Annotated in this window: 20 protein-coding genes; 16 read left to right on the forward strand and 4 right to left on the reverse strand. The window is 69.2% G+C overall.

Going from position 1 to position 17,750, the window contains the following annotated elements; translation table 11 throughout:
* Nucleotides 1-47 precede the first annotated feature (47 nt).
* Genes ACWGE0_RS29280 through ACWGE0_RS29290 form a run of 3 tightly spaced genes read left to right on the forward strand, consistent with a single transcriptional unit; the run spans nt 48 to nt 3,511 of the window.
* Nucleotides 48-659 carry an ABC transporter ATP-binding protein gene (locus tag ACWGE0_RS29280; protein ID WP_452264114.1) on the forward strand — a complete coding sequence of 204 codons (612 nt, stop codon included), beginning with the start codon at nt 48-50 and terminating at the stop codon, nt 657-659.
* Nucleotides 656-1,960 carry a DUF6297 family protein gene (locus ACWGE0_RS29285; protein WP_452264115.1) on the forward strand — a complete coding sequence of 435 codons (1,305 nt, stop codon included), beginning with the start codon at nt 656-658 and terminating at the stop codon, nt 1,958-1,960. Before ACWGE0_RS29280 ends, ACWGE0_RS29285 begins: the two co-directional genes overlap by 4 nt.
* Nucleotides 1,961-1,987: 27 nt before the next feature.
* Nucleotides 1,988-3,511, forward strand: a complete 1,524-nt coding sequence (locus ACWGE0_RS29290; protein WP_452264116.1) for a nucleotidyl transferase AbiEii/AbiGii toxin family protein — start codon at nt 1,988-1,990, stop codon at nt 3,509-3,511.
* Here ACWGE0_RS29290 and ACWGE0_RS29295 read toward each other — a convergent pair.
* Entirely contained in the window at nt 3,508-4,164 is a 657-nt protein-coding gene (locus tag ACWGE0_RS29295) for a type 1 glutamine amidotransferase domain-containing protein (RefSeq protein ID WP_452264117.1), read from the reverse strand. The two genes, ACWGE0_RS29290 and ACWGE0_RS29295, sit on opposite strands and share 4 nt — an antisense overlap.
* A 55-nt stretch (nt 4,165-4,219) precedes the next feature.
* On the opposite strand from ACWGE0_RS29295, the gene ACWGE0_RS29300 reads away from it, so the two are divergent.
* Nucleotides 4,220-5,113: a LysR family transcriptional regulator gene (locus ACWGE0_RS29300; protein ID WP_452264118.1), complete on the forward strand. Its 894-nt coding sequence runs from the start codon at nt 4,220-4,222 to the stop codon at nt 5,111-5,113.
* Nucleotides 5,114-5,119: 6 nt separating this feature from the next.
* On the opposite strand, the gene lexA is transcribed toward ACWGE0_RS29300, so the two are convergent.
* Nucleotides 5,120-5,776 carry a transcriptional repressor LexA gene (gene lexA / locus ACWGE0_RS29305; protein WP_452264119.1) on the reverse strand — a complete coding sequence of 219 codons (657 nt, stop codon included), beginning with the start codon at nt 5,774-5,776 and terminating at the stop codon, nt 5,120-5,122.
* 79 nt (nt 5,777-5,855) lie between these two features.
* Between lexA and ACWGE0_RS29310 the strand changes: the two genes are divergently transcribed.
* The 5 genes from ACWGE0_RS29310 to ACWGE0_RS29330 all read left to right on the forward strand — a co-directional run bounded on the left by ACWGE0_RS29310 (nt 5,856) and on the right by ACWGE0_RS29330 (nt 9,266).
* Complete coding sequence (locus ACWGE0_RS29310; protein ID WP_452264120.1) at nt 5,856-6,422, forward strand: GNAT family N-acetyltransferase; 567 nt, start codon at nt 5,856-5,858, stop codon at nt 6,420-6,422.
* Between the two features lie 22 nt (nt 6,423-6,444).
* Nucleotides 6,445-7,086 (forward strand): RNA polymerase sigma factor, encoded by a 642-nt coding sequence (locus ACWGE0_RS29315; RefSeq protein WP_452264121.1) that lies wholly within the window; start codon nt 6,445-6,447, stop codon nt 7,084-7,086.
* Entirely contained in the window at nt 7,079-8,158 is a 1,080-nt protein-coding gene (locus tag ACWGE0_RS29320; RefSeq protein WP_452264122.1) for a CU044_5270 family protein, read from the forward strand. The genes ACWGE0_RS29315 and ACWGE0_RS29320 overlap by 8 nt, the downstream gene beginning before the upstream one ends.
* 111 nt (nt 8,159-8,269) lie before the next feature.
* Nucleotides 8,270-8,698, forward strand: a complete 429-nt coding sequence (locus ACWGE0_RS29325; protein ID WP_452264123.1) for an SRPBCC domain-containing protein — start codon at nt 8,270-8,272, stop codon at nt 8,696-8,698.
* Between the two features lie 10 nt (nt 8,699-8,708).
* Nucleotides 8,709-9,266 (forward strand): TetR/AcrR family transcriptional regulator, encoded by a 558-nt coding sequence (locus tag ACWGE0_RS29330; RefSeq protein WP_452264124.1) that lies wholly within the window; start codon nt 8,709-8,711, stop codon nt 9,264-9,266.
* Here the strand turns inward: ACWGE0_RS29330 and ACWGE0_RS29335 are convergent.
* Nucleotides 9,213-9,701: a MarR family winged helix-turn-helix transcriptional regulator gene (locus ACWGE0_RS29335; protein ID WP_452264125.1), complete on the reverse strand. Its 489-nt coding sequence runs from the start codon at nt 9,699-9,701 to the stop codon at nt 9,213-9,215. The two genes, ACWGE0_RS29330 and ACWGE0_RS29335, sit on opposite strands and share 54 nt — an antisense overlap.
* Before the next feature lie 95 nt (nt 9,702-9,796).
* Between ACWGE0_RS29335 and ACWGE0_RS29340 the strand changes: the two genes are divergently transcribed.
* Together ACWGE0_RS29340 and ACWGE0_RS29345 are read left to right on the forward strand one after the other, a co-directional pair.
* A complete protein-coding gene (locus ACWGE0_RS29340; protein ID WP_452264126.1) occupies nt 9,797-10,558 on the forward strand; it encodes a DUF4142 domain-containing protein in 762 nt (253 codons plus the stop codon).
* Nucleotides 10,559-10,584: 26 nt separating this feature from the next.
* A complete protein-coding gene (locus ACWGE0_RS29345; protein ID WP_452264127.1) occupies nt 10,585-11,760 on the forward strand; it encodes an FAD-dependent oxidoreductase in 1,176 nt (391 codons plus the stop codon).
* Here ACWGE0_RS29345 and ACWGE0_RS29350 read toward each other — a convergent pair.
* The gene (locus tag ACWGE0_RS29350) at nt 11,757-12,125 is read right to left on the reverse strand and encodes a winged helix-turn-helix transcriptional regulator (protein ID WP_452264128.1); all 369 of its coding nucleotides are present in this window, start codon (nt 12,123-12,125) and stop codon (nt 11,757-11,759) included. The genes ACWGE0_RS29345 and ACWGE0_RS29350 overlap by 4 nt on opposite strands.
* 83 nt (nt 12,126-12,208) lie before the next feature.
* Between ACWGE0_RS29350 and ACWGE0_RS29355 the strand changes: the two genes are divergently transcribed.
* From ACWGE0_RS29355 to ACWGE0_RS29375, 5 genes are read left to right on the forward strand one after another with little or no spacing between them, the layout of a single operon-like run.
* Nucleotides 12,209-12,604, forward strand: coding sequence for a nuclear transport factor 2 family protein (locus ACWGE0_RS29355; protein ID WP_452264129.1), 396 nt, complete (start codon nt 12,209-12,211; stop codon nt 12,602-12,604).
* Between the two features lie 46 nt (nt 12,605-12,650).
* Entirely contained in the window at nt 12,651-15,560 is a 2,910-nt protein-coding gene (locus ACWGE0_RS29360) for a DUF4062 domain-containing protein (RefSeq protein WP_452264130.1), read from the forward strand.
* Between the two features lie 51 nt (nt 15,561-15,611).
* Complete coding sequence (locus ACWGE0_RS29365; RefSeq protein WP_452264131.1) at nt 15,612-16,760, forward strand: AI-2E family transporter; 1,149 nt, start codon at nt 15,612-15,614, stop codon at nt 16,758-16,760.
* Nucleotides 16,761-16,783: 23 nt separating this feature from the next.
* A complete protein-coding gene (gene msrA, locus ACWGE0_RS29370) occupies nt 16,784-17,281 on the forward strand; it encodes a peptide-methionine (S)-S-oxide reductase MsrA (RefSeq protein WP_452264132.1) in 498 nt (165 codons plus the stop codon).
* Nucleotides 17,260-17,748 carry an MOSC domain-containing protein gene (locus ACWGE0_RS29375; RefSeq protein WP_452264133.1) on the forward strand — a complete coding sequence of 163 codons (489 nt, stop codon included), beginning with the start codon at nt 17,260-17,262 and terminating at the stop codon, nt 17,746-17,748. The genes msrA and ACWGE0_RS29375 overlap by 22 nt, the downstream gene beginning before the upstream one ends.
* Nucleotides 17,749-17,750: the final 2 nt, after the last annotated feature.

The raw sequence follows: 17,750 nt of genomic DNA on the forward strand, positions 1-17,750 counted from the left end.
CTACCTTAACGCACGGGTGCCCGAGCTATTCCCATTACGCTGATCACATGCTGGAGGTGCGGGACGTCCGCAAGAGCTACGGCGACGACCCCGTGTTCACCGGGCTCCGCTTCACCGTCGCCGCGGGGGAGGCGGTGGCGATCGAGGGCCGCAACGGCTCCGGCAAGTCCACGCTGCTCAAGTGCCTGGTAGGAGCCGAGACCCACGACGCGGGCGAGGTGCTGGTAGGCGGAGCGGTGCGTGACGAGGCCTCCGCGTCGTTCCGCGCGCTGACCGCCGCGCTGCTGGACGACGCCGACTACTTCCCGGACGTGTCCGTCGTGGAGCACCTGCGGCTGGTCGCCTGGCTGCACGGCACACCGGACGTCGAACGCGAGGTGCTCGACGTGCTGGGCGAACTGGGCCTGTCCGAGGTGCGCGACCAGCTGCCGCCCACGCTGTCGAGCGGGCAGCGGCACCGGCTGGGCCTCGCCTCGTGCTTCGTGCGGCCGCGCGGCCTGCTGGTCCTGGACGAGCCGGAGCAACGGCTCGACGTGCAGGGACGCACGTGGCTGCGTGAGCGGCTGAAGGCGGAGAAGGCGGCCGGGGTGGCCGTGGTGTTCGCCTCGCACGACCGGGATCTCGTCGACGCGGTCGCCGACCGCTCCGTGCTCCTGTGATCCCGTCCGCGGGCGAGGTCCGGCACCGGCTGAGGCGTCCGCCGCCACCGTGGCGGTTCCGGCTCGCCCGCCTCTACGAGCGGCTCGTCACCACGGCGATCTTCGGCGCGATCGGCTGGGGTGTCGCGTTCAAGGGGCTGGAGAAGACCGGGCAGCAGGGCGCGAGCGAGTGGACCGCGCTGTGGCTGTCCGTGCTGGCGGCGGTGGTGCTGCTCAAGGTGTTGCTGGCGTTCGGGCCGGTGTTCGCGGGCCGCGACCGGATGTTCTGGGTGCTGAGTTCGCCGGTGGACCGGGTCGCGTTGCTGACGCCCCGCTTCCTCGGCCTGCTCGGGTTCGGCGCGGCGGTGGGTGCCGTGTGGCCCGCCGCCGTCTTCGGTGTGGTGGGGGCGACCGCGCCGCCAGGGCCGTTGCTGTTCGCGGGATCCGCTGCGGCCGGACTGGCGGTGGTGGCGGGTGCCGTTGTGCTGCAAAGGTTTCGGCTGCGCCCGCAGACCTGGCTGAGCGTGCTGGCCGGGGTGGCTGTGCTCGCGTTGTTCCTGAGGCCGGACTTCGCCGCGGGCGAGGCGGTGTGGCTGATTCCGGTGGCGGTGCTGCTGGTCGTGGTCGCGGGATTGTCGTTGCGGCGGTTGAACCGCGCGGACCTCGCTGCTGGAGCGTCGCTCGCCGCGGCGGTGCGGGTGTCGGTGGCGTGGCTCGACCTGGCGTTGCTGGGGGCGATCCTGGCGGAACGGCGGGCGCGGGCGCTCGGCCGGGTTCGCTCATCGCGGATGCGGGGATCCCGGCTGACGGTGCTGGTGTGGACGGACGTGTTGCGTGCCCGCAGAGCACCGAACGCGGTGCTGGTGTGGGTCGGGCTGGTGCCGTTGCCCGCGCTGGTGGCACTCGGTGGTGAGGTCGACTGGGTGCCGGCGGTGCATCTGCTGGCCGCGTTCGTCGCCACCGATCGCCTGGCGGCCGGGCTCAAGGCGGTCTGCCGGTCGGCGGCGATCCGCCGGATGCTCGGTGTGCCGGACGGGTTTCTGCGGCTCGCGCATCTCGTGGTGCCGGCCACAGGCGCGGTGGTCTGGTGTGTGGTGACTGTGCCGTTCACGCCGCACGTCTCGTGGCTGAACGGCGTGGTTTCGGCGGTGGGGGCGGTGGCTGTGGTGTACCGGATCGCGACGCGGCCGCCGCTCGACTACGGGGTTGCCGCGATCGACTTCGGGGTGCTCGGGCCGGTGCCGATCGGGCTGGTGCTGCAGCTGAGCCGCGGGCCGGTGCTGCTGTATTTGTTGTGTGTGTTGCAGGTGATGCTCGGCTAACGTCAGCGCCTCGTAGAGGGGGAGGACATGTACGCGGGCGAGTTCGAGCTACATCTGACCGGGTCGGAGTGGCAGGTCGACGAACTGGGGGAGTTCGCCGAGCGCCACGGGCTCAAGTTCAGCCACATCAAGCTGCACCGGGGCGAGGTGTGGTCGCAGCCGATGCTGACGATCGGCGCCAAGGGCACGGTCGACGAGGTGCGGGCGGTCGCGGAGGGCTGGCGGCAGAAGCTGCTCGCCGCCGAGTTGTTCGTGGTGCGGGTGAAGATCGAGGCGGCGCCGTGGAACGAGGGCGTGCCGCAGACCGACGAGGAAGCCGATCCCGCGCTGTACTTCGAGCACCACGTGAAAGTCCTGATGACCGGGACGTGGCACGACTGGCACGCGCGCGTCTGGAAGGCCATCGACGGGCACGAGGCGCACGTTTCGCGCAACGCTCGCCGCGAGTACGACGACGGCTCGCAGGAGCGGTTCATCACGCAACGGTGCTTCGGGGTGGGGCGCGCCACGGCGAAGCAGCGGCTCGACCGGCTTCTTGCTGACCTGAAAGAGTTCCAGGTGCTGGAGGTCGAGGAGGAGTACGTCGTCGACGACGACGCGCTGCACATCGACAACGGGTGGATCCACGGCAAGTCCGCACGCAGCACGGACGAGCGGCTGCGACAGGCACCGCGCTGGGACCGTGGTTTCCCGTCGACGTTCCACCCGCTCGTGGTCAAGCCGGGCCAGGACATCAAGCAGCGCGCGGTGTTCGACCCCGCGCTCAAGCAGTTCTCGCACGCCTTCCGCGGCGGCGACCCGCAGTTCGGTGACCCCGCGGACGGCGCGCGGTGGCTCGACGCGCGCCGCGGGGCGATGGCGCACGTGCTGCACCTCATCGGGAACTCGGCCTGGACCGAGAACCTGGTGCTGCGCGGCAGCGTCGTGATGAAGGCGTGGTTCGGCGCCGCCGCCAGAGAACCCGGCGACCTCGACTTCGTGGTCACGCCGCGCTCCATCGCGTTCGAGAGCCCGCGGGCGCAGCAGCTCATCGACGACATCGTCCAGGCGGTCGAGGACGACCCCGGACCTGGCCTGCGCGCGGACCAGGCCGACACCGAGCACATCTGGACCTACGAGCGGGTGCCCGGCCGGCGGATCGTGTTCCCGTTCGACGTGGAAGGGTTGCCGCAGGGCGCGATCCAGATCGACCTGGTGTTCAACGAGGAACTGCCGATCGCGCCGGAGCCCGTCGAGGTCACCGGCACGATCCTGCTGGCGGCGAACCAGGAGCTGTCACTGGCCTGGAAGCTCCAGTGGCTCGCGACCGACATGTACCCGCAGGCCAAGGACCTTTACGACGCCGCCCTGCTCGCCGGGCACACCACCGTGGACACGGGTCTCGTGATCGACCTGCTGCGGCCGGAGATGGCGGACCAGGCGCTCGACTTCGACCGGAAGTCCGTGCTGGGGCTGGACGGCGTCGACTGGGACAACGCGCCGAACGAGCTGCCGGTCACCAAGGCCGACGAACAGGCCCTGCTGCAACGGATCGCGGCAGCCCTCCGCTAGATGAGAGCGGCGACCTGAGTCGCGGTGGCCACAGTGGACTGCGGGTTCTGACCCGTCACGAACCTGCCGTCCACCACCACCGTGCTCGACCACGGCTCACCCGGCGTGACGCGCGCGCCCAGCTCCGCCAGCCGTCCGGCGACCAGGTAGGGGACGTTCAGGCCGCCGATGCGCTCCTCCTCGTCGCTGAACACCGTCAGCTCCTTGCCGGCGAACACGAACGTGCCGTCCGCCCGGACCGCGCTGAGCAGCCCGGCCGGCCCGTGGCACAGCGCCGCTACGAGCTTGCCGCTGTCGTGGAAGTCCGCCAGCAGCGTGCCCAGGTCCTGGTCGAACGCCAGGTCCGTCATGGGGCCGTGGCCGCCGGGCAGGTAGATCGCGTCGAAGTCGGCCGCCTTCTGCGACGCCAAGGTCGCCGGCGCACGCAGATCCTCAAGGGAGGCAACGGCGTCATCGAACCTGCCGTCCAGGCTCGCCTTGTCGACGGTCGGCACGACACCGCCCGGCGTCGCCACGGTGACCTCCACGCCGGCCTCGCGGAGCACGCGCACCGACTCGACCACTTCCTCGGCCCAGAACCCCGTGGGGTGGTTCGTGCCGTCCGCCAGCGTCAGCGAGTCTGCTCCGGTCACGACCATCAGTAGCTTCTTCATGCGGCCATACCATCACGAATCCTTCAAGCGCGCCGACGGTGCTATAAGCTGCCTTATGGCCGAGAAGTTGACAGACCTGGATCTCCTGGCCACGTTCCTGGAGATCTACCGTGGCGGATCGATCACGGCCGCCGCGACCAGGCGCGGGCTCACCCAGCCCGCGGTGAGCGGGCAGCTCGCCAGGCTGGAGCGCGACCTCGGCGAACCCCTGTTCATCAGGAGCAGCCGCGGGGTCACCGCCACGCCCCGGGCCGACGACCTCGCCCGGCGCGTCGGCCCGCACGTCGATCAGCTCAGAAGTGCACTCGACCCGGCACCTGCCCTCGAAGGCACGGTCAGGATCGGGGGAGCGGCCGAGTTCATGACCACCCGCGGCATGCCGGCCCTCACCCCGCTGACCCAGCGCGGCATCCGGGTGGAGATCACGCTGGGCCTGGCGAACGACCTGCTCGGCGCGCTGAAGGCCGGACAGCTCGACATCGTGCTGTCCTCGGTCCGCCCCGGCGCGGGACTGACCGCGACGCCGTTGACCGACGAGGAGTTCCTCCTGGTCGGCCCACCTCTGCTGGCCAGAACCGTCGACCAGGCACTGCTCGCCGATGACCCGGCGCGCGCTCTCGAACACCTGCCGCTGGTCGCCTACTCCGACGAGCTGCCGATCATCAGGAGGTACTGGCGCAGCGAGTTCGGCCGGCGCCCGAAGAACCCCACGGCGATCGTCGTCCCGGACCTGCGCGCGGTGCTGGCCGCGGTGATCGCCGGAGCGGGCGTGTCGGCGTTGCCCCGCTACCTCGCCGAACCGGCCATCACCGCCGGATCCGTCGAACAGCTGCACCACCCGGAGATCCCGCCGCTCAACACCCTCTACCTGGTGACCCGCGCAACTCCGACCCGCGCCGCGCAAGCCGTGGCCGAGCACCTGAAGGAACGCGACTGGGGCGCCCTCTAGCCGTGCTCAGACGCTGCGAAGAACCGAGACGACGATGCCCAGGATCACGGCCTTGTCGCCGTCGATCACCGGGTAGTCGGGGTTGCGCGGTTCCAGGAACACGTGCCCGTTGCGGCGCTGGTAGACCTTGACGGTCGCCTCTTCCTCGATCATCGCGGCGACGATCTGCCCGCTGTACGCCTCGTGCGTCTGCTGGACCACGACCATGTCGCCGTCGCAGATCGCCGCGTCGATCATCGAGTCACCGCGCACGCGCAGCGCGAACACGTTGCTGCCGCGCCCGACCAGCCCGCGCGGCAGGTTCAGCACGTCGTCCACGTGCTCGACGGCCGTGATCGGCGTACCGGCGGCGATGTCACCGACGACGGGCACGGAGATCGAGTCCTCCGAGACCCGCACGGGCGACGTGGTCTCGTTCAGGAAGACCCGCACGTCCATCGGCCGCGACACCGAGCTGCCGCGGCGGAGGAATCCCTTGTCCTCCAACGCCGACAGGTGCTTGGAGACGCTCGACGACGACTTCAGGCCGACCGCCTCGCCGATCTCACGCGTGCTGGGGGAGTAGCCGTTCTCCACAACCCAGTCGCGGATGGCGACCAGGATCTTCTGCTGGCGTTCCGGCAGCACGGTCGTGTCGAGCTCGAGGTCGTCGTAGGCGGTCACCGGGACGATCTTAGTAGTCACCCGATCGTGTCCCCGAAACGAGTTGCCTCTGGGCGAGCCCGGCGGATTCGATCTCCGGATGACCAACGTCTGGACCGGACGGCTCGTCCGCCTGCGCGCGGTGGAACCCGAGGACTGGGAGGCGTTCCAGAAGTTCGACCAGGACTCCGCCACCCAGCGGGCCGCCGACATGATCCACCCACCGTCGTCGGCCGCCCGGCAACGCGAGTGGGCGCAGAAAACCGCGCTCCGGCAGGCGGAACGCGACCAGTTCCAGCTGGCGATCGAGTCGTGTGAGGACGGTGCGCTCGTCGGTTCGACGTCGACGCACTCGGTGGACCACCGGGCCGGCCGGTTCTCCTACGGCATCGCGCTCGGCCGGGACCACTGGCGGCGCGGCTACGCGTCCGAGGCGGTGACGATGCTGCTGGGCTTCATGTTCGGCGAGCGCAGGTTCCACAAGTGCGAGGCGAGCGTGTGGGGCTTCAACGAACCGTCGATGGCGTTGCAGCGCAGGCTCGGTTTCCACGAGGAGGGCAGGCTGCGCGACCACGAGTTCTTCGCCGGGCGCCATCACGACGTGGTGCTGTTCGGGATGACCGCGGCCGAGTTCACGGCACGGCACCCGTACCCGAGCGAGATCTGATCTGAGACCTCACGATGTGGCGGTGAGCACACGCCGGGAACGCTCGTGGGGGCTGCGGCCAGGTAGTCATGTGCGAAGCGACGTGGCGCCCGTGGCGCTGACCATCGAAGACGAGGCGCCCGGCCTGCTGGACGAGGCCGCGCTGCTGACTCTCTACGAATCGACGGCCGAGCGGTTGCACCGCTACGTGGCCAGGCGGGTCGGCACCGACACCGCGCAGGACGTGGTGTCCGAGGCCTTCCTGGTGCTCTGGGACCAACGGCAAGGGCAGTCCTACGACGCCGACGCGGTGCGTGCGTGGCTCTACGGCGTGGCGACGAACCTGCTGCGCGGTCACGTGCGTGCGGAGGAACGCAAGCTGCGTGCGTGGAGCAAGGAGTACGCGGCCCGCACCGACGAGGCCGACATCGGTGACCGGGTGAGCGCCGCGGCGGACGCGGACGTGCTCGCCGGACCGCTCACCGCCTGGCTCGCCGAACTGCGCCTCGAGGAACGCGAGGTGCTGCTGCTCAACGCGTGGGCGGACTTCTCGCCGGCCGAGATCGCCGTGGCGCTCGACGTCCCGGTGGCCACTGTGCGCACCAGGCTGCACCGCGGCCGCGCCCGGCTGCGCACCCGCCTCGCCGCGACCGACTACGACTTCACCGAGGACAGCCATGTCTGAGCCGACCAAGCCCGAGACCCTCGACCGAGTGCTCGACGCGGCGCTTTCCCGTGCCGGCGACGAGCCCGTCCAGTTCGACGTCGCCGCCGGCAGGTCCGCGCTGGCGGCAGCCCTCGAGACGCGTGCCGAAGTCGCCGAGCCGATCGCTGTCGGTGCCGAACACCGGCCACGCCGTCGTGTCCGCTGGCTCGCCGCCGCGGCCGCCGTCGCCGTGCTGACAGGTGGTGGCCTGGCCGCGTCGACCGTCGACCTGACCGGTGTCGGCAGCAATTCCGCGACCGCCGCCGAGGAGCTGACCAAGGCCGCGGACCTCGCCTCGCGCGTGGTCGACCGCCCGGTCGGCCCTGGCCAGTTCCGCTACGTGCGGACCCGGTACGAGGGCATCATGATCGAGTCCGGGGACGGGCCGGCGAAGGCCTCGTCCACCGACATGGTCCAGGAACAGTGGATTCCCTCCGACTTCCGCGACGAGTGGATGTTCAAGAACACGATCAACTCGGTGAAGTGGGTGCCTGGCCACGAGGGCTCGGGCAAGCCGGAGGCAGCGACGTCGTTCAAGGACGGCGAGGAGTTCCGCGCCAAGTGCGGCAACTACTCCTACTTCGCCGAAGGCCAGCCGGACCGGTGCACCGCGGCGTCGTTCCACAACCCGACGCCGGAGTTCATCGCCGCGCTGCCGAAGGACCCGAAGGAGTTGCTGGCCAAGCTGAGGGACGAGGGCCACGCCGAAGAGGCAGGTGCGTTCATGTCGGCGCTGAACGCGCTGCGGACGGGCCAGTACCCCGCCGAGGTGCGGGCGAACCTCTTCCGCGCGCTCGCCCTGCTGCCCGGCCTGGTCGTGACCGACAAGCGGGCGAACCTCGACGGCAAGGAAGGCGTCGCGCTCGGCAAGAAGTACTACGACGACTTCACCGAGATCATCATCGACCCGGACAACGGTGACTTCATCGGCACGCGGGAGGTCGTCGCCGAGGACCAGCCCGAAGGGAAGGCAAGCCTGAAGAAGGGCACGGTCCGCAGCTCCTCGGCGGTGACCGCGGGGATCGTCGGATCGCTCGGAGCCCGCTCGTAGGAACGTCTCCCGCGTTCGGGGCGCGGGAGAGACATGCAACCCTGGAGTTGCGCATCCTCGGGGGATGTGCAACTCTGGGGTTGCACTTGTTGGCGGACTTCAGGAGTTGTCGTGACCGTGGACCGGATCGAACGCGAGACCGTGATCGAGGCACCGCTGGAGCGGGTCTGGCAGTTGGTGACCGAGCCGGGGTGGTGGGTGGCCTCGGCGCCCTCTGGCGTGGCCGTCGAGGGTGAGACGACGCTGTGCAAGAACGAGCAGTACGGCGACTACCCGGTGCGCGCCGAGACCGTGACGCCGCAGAGCTTCGTGTCGTACCGCTGGGCCAGCGCGTTCGAGGGGCAGGAGCTGACCTCGGACAACACGACGCTGGTCGAGTTCACCCTGACGCAGGAGGGCTCCGGCACGCGGCTGCGCGTCGTGGAGAGCGGGTTCGCGGCGCTGGCCGGCTCCGACGAGCTGCGCGCCAAGGCCCACGAGGACAACTCGGGTGGCTGGGTCGAGGTGCTCGACGCGTTCAGGAAGAAGGCCGAAAGCTAACCTTGGGCGCGTGCCCAAGTCTGCCGATCGTGGTCGCCGCACCCGTGAACAACTTCTCGACGCCGCCGCCGAGCTGGTGGGCGAGGTCGGCTGGGGTGCGGTCACCACGCGGCTGATCGCCGAGCGGGCGGGCGTCAACGCCGCTCTCGTGCACTACCACTTCTCGTCGGTGCCGGAACTGCTGTCGACGGCCGCGCTGCGGTTCGCGTCGAAGATGCTGGCCGAGTCCGCGGACGTGTTGCGTGCCGCTGATCCGGCCGCCGGCATCGAGCGGATGCTCGAGGAGCTCTCCCGCTACACCGGCACGGATCCGGAGTCGTTGCTGCTGGCCGAGGCGTTCCTGGCCGCACATCGGCTGCCCGAGCTGCGGTCGTCGCTGGCCGCGCTGGTCGCCGATTTCCGGTCGAGGGTCGCCGCGTGGCTGCACGACTCCGGGGTGAAGGACGCCGATGCCGTCGCGTTGTTGTTGGGTGCGGCCATCGACGGGTTGGTGCTGCACCGCGCGTTGGACGAGTCAGTCGACTTCCGCGTGGTCGCGGGTCCGTTCCGGCGACTCGTCACGGGCTGACCAGCGGGGTTCGCCACCGGCCTCGGCGAACGCGGTCAGTGCCTCGACCAGGCCGTGCCGCAGGTGTTCCGGCATCCGTGCCACGATCCTGCTGATCTCGGCCCGCCGGCGCGCCATCACCTCGCCCACGACGCGGCGGCCCTGTTCGGTGACGGCGACGACGATCTCGCGTTTCGAGGTGGGGTTCGGCTCGCGGCCGACCATGTCCGACGTGATCAGCCGGTCGATCATCCGCTTCGCGGTCGACGGGTTGACCTCGAGCAGGTCGGCGAGCGCGGTGAGCTTCATCGGGCCGCGGCTGTCGAGCAGCACGACCATCCTGAGCTGCGGCAGCGTGAGCGTCTCCTCGACCGCCGCCAGCGAGCGTGCCGACACGGCGATCAACAGGCGGGACGCGGTGAGGACCGCGTCGGTCAGATCGTCGACATCGCTCACCCCGCAAGTTCTACAGGGCTCGATCAAGATAACGAAACGATAAACATTGCACTGTGCAACGGTCGGCGTCTGGCGGTCTGTCCGTACCTCCCGGCATGCGGACACTTCTCGTCTCCCTGCTGATCCTGTTGCTCGGTGCCCCGCCCGCGTTCGCCCAGCAGGACCTCGGCCCCGACTACGTGCAGACCCAGTTCGGGCCGATGGGGCCTGCCGGGCGCGACCTGCTGCAGAAGGTGGCGCTCGCCGGGTTGTGGGAGGGCCCTGCCGGGCGGATGGGCCTGGAGAAGTCGGCCAACCCGCTGGTGCAGGAGGCGGGCCGGCACCTGATCGACGGTCACTCCGATCTGGACCGGCGGACCGTCCAACTCGCCCGGACGCTGAACGTGCAGCTGCCCACGCAGCCCAACGAGGCGCAGCAGGGCTGGCTGAACGAGATGCAGGCCGCGCCCGCGCGCAGTCCTGAGTTCGACCGCGTGTTCGCGAACCGGCTTCGTGCGGCGCACGGCGTGGTCTACAAGTTCCTCGCCACCGTGCGCACGGGCACGCGCAACACGGCGATCCGCGACTACGCCAAGGTCTGCATGGACACCGTGCTCGACCACATGACGGTGCTGGAGGCGACCGGGATGGTCAACTTCAGCGACACCGACGCGATCCCGCTGGCCCTGGTCGCGCAGCCTTCCTCTGCCGCGCCCGCGCCTCCTCCTGCCGCTCGCGCGCCGCAGGTCGTCACGCAGCAACAACAGGGCTCCGGCGGCGTTCCCGACGGGCTCATCGCGCTCGGCGTGCTGGTCGCGGTGGTGGCCGCGCTGTGGCTGTGGAGCGGTGGCCGGAGCAGTCGCAAGATGCACCCCTGACGCCTGACCGATGCTAAGTTGGGCATATGCCTAAGTCGAGTGCCCAACGAGCGTTGGTCGTGGGAGCGGGGATCGCCGGGCTTGCTTCGGCGTGGTGGCTGGAGCGCGCGGGGTGGGAGGTGCTCGTCGTCGAACGGGCGCCGTCGTTCCGCGCGGGCGGCTACATGATCGATTTCTTCGGGCCTGGTCACGAGGTGGCGCGGCGGATGGGGCTGTTGCCGGCACTGGAGGCCCGTCGCGCGCCGATCTCGTCGGTGACCAGCGTGGATGCGCGGGGGAGGAGGCGGAGCGAGATCTCCGCGTCGGCCTACGAGTCCGTTGCTTCCGGCGTGATCAGCCTGCTGCGGGGCGATCTCGCCGAGGTGATTCGTGCCGATGTGCGTTGTTCTTTCCGTTACGGGGTAACGGTTTCTGCTGTTGACGACGGGCGGGTGACGTTCTCGGACGGTTCGGTTGGCTCGTTCGACCTGATCGTGGGCGCGGACGGCGTGCACTCACGGGTCCGGGAGCTGGTGTTCGGACCGGCGTCGTCGTTCGTGCGGTATTTGGGACACCACACGGCGGCGTTCTCGGTTCGGGATGCGTCGCTGGCTGAGCGGATCGGTTGTCGCTACCAGATGCTGACGGTGCCTGAGCGGATGATCGGCTGCTACGCCGTGCGGGACGGCGCGATGGCGGCCTTGATGCTGTACAGGTCTTCGGAACAGGAGTTGCCCGCGGATCCGGTGGAGGGATTGCGCTCGCGGTTCGGTGACCTGGGCTGGGTCGCACCCGATCTGCTTGCCGCGCTGCCGCAGGAGGTCTACTACGACGAGGTGTCCCAAGTGGACATGCCGTCGTGGCATCGCGGAAAGGTCGTGCTGGTCGGGGACGCGTGCGGGGCCGTGTCGCTGTTCGCCGGCCACGGCGCGTCCCTTGCGATGGCCGGCGCTTGTGTGCTGGTGGAAGAGCTTTCGGCGGGGTTCGAGGGTGCGTTCGAGCGCTACCAGACCCGGATGAAGCCCGCCGTCGAGCACACCCAGTCGTACGGGCGGAAGTTCATCGGCTGGATGGCGCCGTCGTCGCGGTGGCGGATCTTGTTGCGGGACCTGCTCTTCCGGTTGTCGGGCCTGCCCGTCGTGCGCAACCTGATCCGCGGCTCGCTGACGCCGGACGTCGATGGCGTCCTCACACCCGCAGGTGCGCTGCGAGCGCTCCGCTAGCGAGTGTCGTACTTCTCGCGGTTCACGATGACCTCGGCGATGTGTTTTTCCGCCCACCGGCACAACGCCAGCAACGGCTCGTGCAACGTGAAGCCGAGTTCCGTCAACTCGTACTCAACTCGCGGCGGCACCTCCGCGAACACCTGTCGCACAACGATGCCGTCGCGCTCGAGGTCCCTGAGCGTCTCGGTCAGCACCTTGCCGCTGATGCCGTCGATGTTCTTCCGCAGGTCCCCGAACCTCATGCGCCCGTTGCCCAGCACCGTGACCACCATCGCGGTCCACTTGTTGGCGATGCGCGCCAAACTGCCCCGCGAAGGACAGCTGGCCGCGAGCACGCTCCAGTCCGGCACCGTCTGTGACATGGCGCACATCCGTCCATTAGTTACGTTGAGGTAATTGGTTACCTTTGGTGAGCATAGGGCAACACCAGCCCGAAGGAGAAACCATGACCACCCCGCTCGCCGTGGCCACCACCTACTTCGACGCCCTCGAGTCCGGCGACTTCGCCACCGTGGCCGCCCAGTTCGCCGACGACGTCGTGTGGCACCAGCCAGGCGCGAACCAGTTCTCCGGCACCCACCACGGCCCCGAAGCCGTCGGCGCGATGATCGGCGGCATGATGACGGTCTCCGAGGGCACCTTCACCCTGCGCCGCAACGCCCCGCTGATGGTCAACGGCTCCACCGTCGCCGCCCCGGTCCACTGGACCGCCAAGCGCTCGGGCGCCGAGATGGACGGCGTCGGCGTGGACCTGATGCGCGTCGTTGACGGCAAGGTCGCCGAGGTCTGGCTGTTCACCGCCGACCCGGCCGAGGAAGACGCCTTCTGGGGCAAGGCCTGACCCTTTCGGGCCGTAACGACGTCGGGCCGTGGCGCGAGATCCCTACATGTCCGCGCCACGGCAGTACCCCGGTGTGATGGTGTCGTCGACCTTCGCCGACCTGCGCGAACACCGGGCGGCGCTGATGAGCGCCATCCAGGGCCAGCAACTCCACGCTGTGGCAATGGAGTCCGACTCCGCCCGCCTGGCCACCGTCGTCGAGTCGTCGCTGGAGAAGGTGCGGGACGCGGCTGCCTACATCGCGATCATCGGCCGCAGGTACGGCGCGGTACCTGACGGTTCCGCGAACCCCGACGGCCTTTCGCTGACCCACTTGGAATTCCGCGAGGCCGTCCGGCTGGGGCGGCCGATCCTGGTGTTCATCATGAGCCCCGGCCACCTCGTGACCGAGGACGCCGTCGAGCTCGACCCGGTCAAGCGGGCGAAGCTGGAGAAGTTCCGCGAGGAGGCCAAGTTCGCGGGCGGGGACGTGCACCAGGTCTACGAGGAGTTCACCGACCTGGCCTCCTTCGCCACCGCGGCCACGCAGTCCGTGGCTGAGCTGCGCCGCGTGCTCGAAACACCGGAACCCCTGTCCGAGAGCGAGGACCACATCCCGGCCGCACCGGCTCTGTACGCGAAGCCGCGCTATCTCGGGTCGCACGACTTCGTGGGCCGCGAAGCACAGCTGGCGACCTTGAGCGACTGGGCGAGGCCTGCCGGGCAGCACGCGGTGTTGTTGTTCGAGGCGATCGGCGGGTCCGGCAAGAGCATCCTCACGTGGGAGTGGGCGAACCGGCACGCGCCGGGCGTGCGCGGCGACTGGGCCGGGCGGTTCTGGTACTCGTTCTACGAGGCCGGCGCGGTGATGGCCGACTTCTGCCGGCACGCGCTCGCGTACATGACCGGGAAGCCGCTGAAGACGTTCGAGGCCAAGAAGCAGCCGGAGCTCACCGAACTGCTGCTGCACGAGCTGGAGTCGCGGCCGTGGCTGCTGGTCCTGGACGGCCTGGAACGCGTCCTGGTCGCCTACCACCGCCTGGACGCCGCCCAGGTGCGCGACGAGACCGCGGGCAGTTCTGACGAGATCGCGCACCGTGACCCCACGATCGCCATCCGGCCGGAGGACGACGACTTGATGCGGCGCTTGGCCGTCGCGGCGCCGTCGCGGATCCTGATCAGCTCCCGGCTCGTCCCGAGAGTGCTGCTCAACACGTCCAGCCAGCCGATTCCTGGAGTGCTGCACGAACGTCTGCCCGGCCTGCGGCCTGCCGATGCCGAGGCGCTCATGCGCAACTGCAAGGTGCGGGGCGACTCCGCGGCGATGCGGTCGTTCCTGCAACGCCACTGCGACTGTCACCCTCTCGTCACCGGCATCGTGGCGGGCCTGGTGAACGACTACCCGCCTGCCCGCGGCGATTTCGACAGGTGGTCGACCGACCTGAAACACGGCGGGAGTCTGGAGATCGGCGAGCTCGATCTCGTGCAGAAGCGCAACCACATCCTGAAGAAGGCCGTCGACACCCTGCCGAGGGCGAGCCGGAAGCTGCTGTCGACCTTGGCGTTGCTGCCGAGCGCCGTCGACTTCGCGACACTCGACGCGTTGAACCGGCCCCGGTCCAGCGCCCCAGCAGTGGCGGATCTGGAACGCAGGGGTCTCCTCCAGCACGATCGGCAAACCGGGACCTACGACATGCATCCGGTGGTGCGCGCCGTGGTGGCGGACGGTCTGGGCGTGTGGGATCGGCGACAGCTCGGCAATCGGGTGATCGACTACTTCTCCGCCCGCAGGAGATCCCGCTACGAGGCCGTCACTCGGCTGGAAGAGCTCCGGGACGACATGACGCTGGTCCAGACGCTGGTGCGCAGGGGGCGGCTGACCGCGGCCGCCGATGTCTATCTCGGAGGGTTGGACTCGGCGCTGAGGTTTCAGTTCGAAGCAGTTCCCGAGATGTCGTCATTGCTTCGTCCCTTCTTCGGCTCGGACTGGTCATCGCCTTCGCCCAAGCTGTCTGCCACAGCCGCCTCGCGCCTGGTGAGCGACGCGGCCGACACGTTGGGCCATCTCGGAGACAAAGAACAGACGCTGACGGTGCTGGAGGCGGCGTTCCGTCTGGCGGTCAAAGCCAATGAGCCTGGTGACGCCGTGGTCGGCCTGTCCAACATCGCCCTCGCGCTGCACGACGCGAACCGGCTGGCGGCGTCATGGCGCGTCAGGACGGTGAACCTCGAAGCGGCGAATCGCCTCAAGGACGCGAGTTACCTGTACTGCGCCCGATTGGACAGTTTCGACTGGCTCGCCGAGACCGGGCGGAGCGACGAGGCGGACGAGGTCTGGGACACCCTGTCGGCAGGACGCGCAGGAGATGACCCCTTCTCGAGGAGGCTCGAGTGCGAAGCCGCACTCAATCACGCTTCCCTGCAGTTCAGTCGTGGCGCCCTGACCGATGACGAGCTGGCCGTGGTCGAAGCAGAAGGCAAGCGCATCAACTTTCGGGGACTTCTTCGGAGACTGCTTGTGCTGCGCGGCAGGTTGTTGGCGGAGCGCGGCGACTGGGCGGGTTCCGCCGCCGTGCTGAGTGAGGCAGTGCGGATGGCACACGAAGTCGGTATCGACGACGCGATGGCGGAAGCCAGGCTTGCTCTGGCGCGGATCCAGCTGGACCAGCTGTCCGATCCGGCTCAGGCGGCCGCCCAGCTGGCCGAGCATCGCGCTCCGGATCATCAAGCGCTGGCCGAACTCCTGCTCGCGATCGGTGATGCCGGCAAAGCCCGCGAGCACGCGCTCGCCGCGCATCGGCGGGCCTGGGCGGACGGTGAGCCCTATGTGCTGGGCTACGACCTGGAACGGGCGAAGCGGTTGCTCGGCAAGTTGGGCGTCCCGGTCCCGGTTCTGCCTCCCTACGACCCAGCCAACGACCCGGAGCTACCGATCGAGGCCGAGGCGCGGGCGTTCGTGAAGTCGCTCCGGCGGTGAAAACGGCGGGTCTGCCACCCGATCGGGCTAGATCACGACAGACTGTGCGGCGTGGAACGGGAACGCAGGTGGGCGGACAAGGGTGAGGCCATCGGGCACGGCGTGAGCTGGCTCGCGCGGTGGAGTCTGCGGGTGGCGCTGGCGGCGCTCGGCTTCTGGATGGTCGTGTGGATCATCGGGCAGCTGTGGGTGGTCGTGATGCCCGTGCTGCTGGGGCTGCTGATCACGACGGTGCTGTGGCCGCCGGCCAGGTGGTTGATGTCGAAGGGGCTCAACTCGGCGTTGTCGGCGACGATCGTGCTGGTCGTCGGGCTGGCGGTGCTGGGCGGTGTCATCGCGGCCATCTCCACGTCGATCGCGTCCGGTGTGCCGGAGATCGCGCAAAGCGCGCAGAAAGCCGTCACCCAGCTGCAGGACTGGGCCTCGGGGCCGCCGTTCAACCTCAAGGACACCGACCTCGACCGGTTGATCGCGCAGGGCGTCGACCAGGTCAAGTCGAGCATCGGGTCGATCGCGAACGGGCTGCTGACCGGTGCGGGCGCGGTGACGTCCGGTGTGGTGACCGGGCTGGTGGCGCTGTTGCTGGCGTTCTTCTTCGTCAAGGACGGCATGCGGTTCACGCCTTGGGTGCGCGGGCTGATCGGTGAGCGCGCGGGCGGGCACGTGACGACGGTGCTCGAGCGGGTGTGGGTCACGCTCGGGTCGTTCATCCGCAGCCAGGCGATCGTGTCGTTGATCGACGCCGTGTTCATCGGGCTCGGGCTCGTGATCCTGGGCGTGCCGCTGGCGATTCCGCTGGCCGCGCTGACGTTCCTCGGCGGCTTCATCCCGATCATCGGCGCGTTCATCGCCGGCGCGCTGGCGGTGCTGGTGGCGCTCGTCAGCAACGGGCTGACCACGGCGATCATCATGCTGATCATCGTCATCGTGGTGCAGCAGGTCGAGGGCAACGTGCTCCAGCCCCTCCTGCAGTCGCGCAGCCTGCGTCTGCACGCGGCGGTGGTGTTGCTCGTGGTCACAGCGGGTACCAGCATTTATGGCATCGCGGGCGCGTTCTTCTCGGTACCGGTCGCCGCAGCCGTGGCGGTCGTCATGCGCTACCTGGGCGAGGTTATCGAGGCGAGGTCCACGGCCCCCGTAATGGATACGTCACATCCTGCCGGGGATGAACCGGCCGAGACCGAACGTTCTCCTGAGTGAACACCGAGCAGAGGAGCATCACTGTGACGGAGAAGGCTGTTCTCGCGGGCGGCTGTTTCTGGGGCATGCAGGACCTGTTCCGCCGCCACCCCGGCGTCGTCTCCACGCGCGTCGGCTACACCGGCGACCCCAGCACGCCGAACGCCACCTACCGCCGCCACGGCAACCACGCCGAGGCCATCGAGATCGTGTTCGACCCAACGCTCCTGAGCTACCGGCAGGTCCTGGAGTTCTTCTTCCAGATCCACGACCCGTCGACCCGCAACCGCCAGGGCAACGACATCGGAGCCGGCTACCGCTCCGCGATCTTCTACACCGACGACACGCAGAAGCAGGTCGCAGAGGCCACGATCGCGGACGTGGACGCCTCCGGGAAGTGGCCGGGCAAGGTCGTCACCGAGGTCACCCAGGAGTCGGACTTCTGGGAGGCCGAGCCCGAGCACCAGGACTACCTGGAGCGCTACCCGAACGGCTACACGTGCCACTACGTGCGGCCGGAGTGGCAGCTCGGCGAGCGTTGATCGAGATCGTCGCGCTGCACGTCTCACCCGTGCACGCCTACGAGGGCCGTCCGTCGGACGGCCCTCGTCCCGATCCTGGGCCTGTCTCCCGCGACCACGTGGTGATCCGCGCCGGGCTCGGGATCGTGGGTGACCGCTACTTCAACCACCCCGCGCACCGCAACGCCGCCGTCACGCTGATCGCCGCCGAGTCGCTCGACCCGTGGCAGGTGGACCCGTTGGTGGCGCGGCGGAACATCGTGGTGCGGGGGTTCGATGTGGACTCGCTGCCCCGCGGCACCGTGTTCAGCCTCGACACCGGTGACGGTGCGGTGCGGTTCGAGGTGCACCGGCCGGCCAACCCGTGTGCGTGGATGGATGAGGTCATCGCGCCAGGTGCGTTCAAGGGGTTGCGGGGTAAGGGCGGAATCCGTTGCGTGCCGCTCGACGACGGGGTGCTGCGCGTCGGGAAAGCCGCGTTGGCATAGTT

It is taken from the genome of Lentzea sp. NPDC054927 (assembly GCF_053610285.1).

Bases quoted from the DNA above. Each gene is read 5' to 3' on its own strand.
- ACWGE0_RS29295 (WP_452264117.1), bottom strand. From the start codon at position 4,164: ATGAAGAAGCTACTGATGGTCGTGACCGGAGCAGACTCGCTGACGCTG.
- ACWGE0_RS29300 (WP_452264118.1), top strand. From the start codon at position 4,220: ATGGCCGAGAAGTTGACAGACCTGGATCTCCTGGCCACGTTCCTGGAG.
- ACWGE0_RS29345 (WP_452264127.1), top strand. From the start codon at position 10,585: ATGCCTAAGTCGAGTGCCCAACGAGCGTTGGTCGTGGGAGCGGGGATC.
- ACWGE0_RS29355 (WP_452264129.1), top strand. From the start codon at position 12,209: ATGACCACCCCGCTCGCCGTGGCCACCACCTACTTCGACGCCCTCGAG.
- ACWGE0_RS29290 (WP_452264116.1), top strand. From the start codon at position 1,988: ATGTACGCGGGCGAGTTCGAGCTACATCTGACCGGGTCGGAGTGGCAG.
- ACWGE0_RS29320 (WP_452264122.1), top strand. From the start codon at position 7,079: ATGTCTGAGCCGACCAAGCCCGAGACCCTCGACCGAGTGCTCGACGCG.
- ACWGE0_RS29350 (WP_452264128.1), bottom strand. From the start codon at position 12,125: ATGTCACAGACGGTGCCGGACTGGAGCGTGCTCGCGGCCAGCTGTCCT.
- ACWGE0_RS29310 (WP_452264120.1), top strand. From the start codon at position 5,856: ATGACCAACGTCTGGACCGGACGGCTCGTCCGCCTGCGCGCGGTGGAA.
- ACWGE0_RS29360 (WP_452264130.1), top strand. From the start codon at position 12,651: ATGTCCGCGCCACGGCAGTACCCCGGTGTGATGGTGTCGTCGACCTTC.
- ACWGE0_RS29280 (WP_452264114.1), top strand. From the start codon at position 48: ATGCTGGAGGTGCGGGACGTCCGCAAGAGCTACGGCGACGACCCCGTG.
- ACWGE0_RS29340 (WP_452264126.1), top strand. From the start codon at position 9,797: ATGCGGACACTTCTCGTCTCCCTGCTGATCCTGTTGCTCGGTGCCCCG.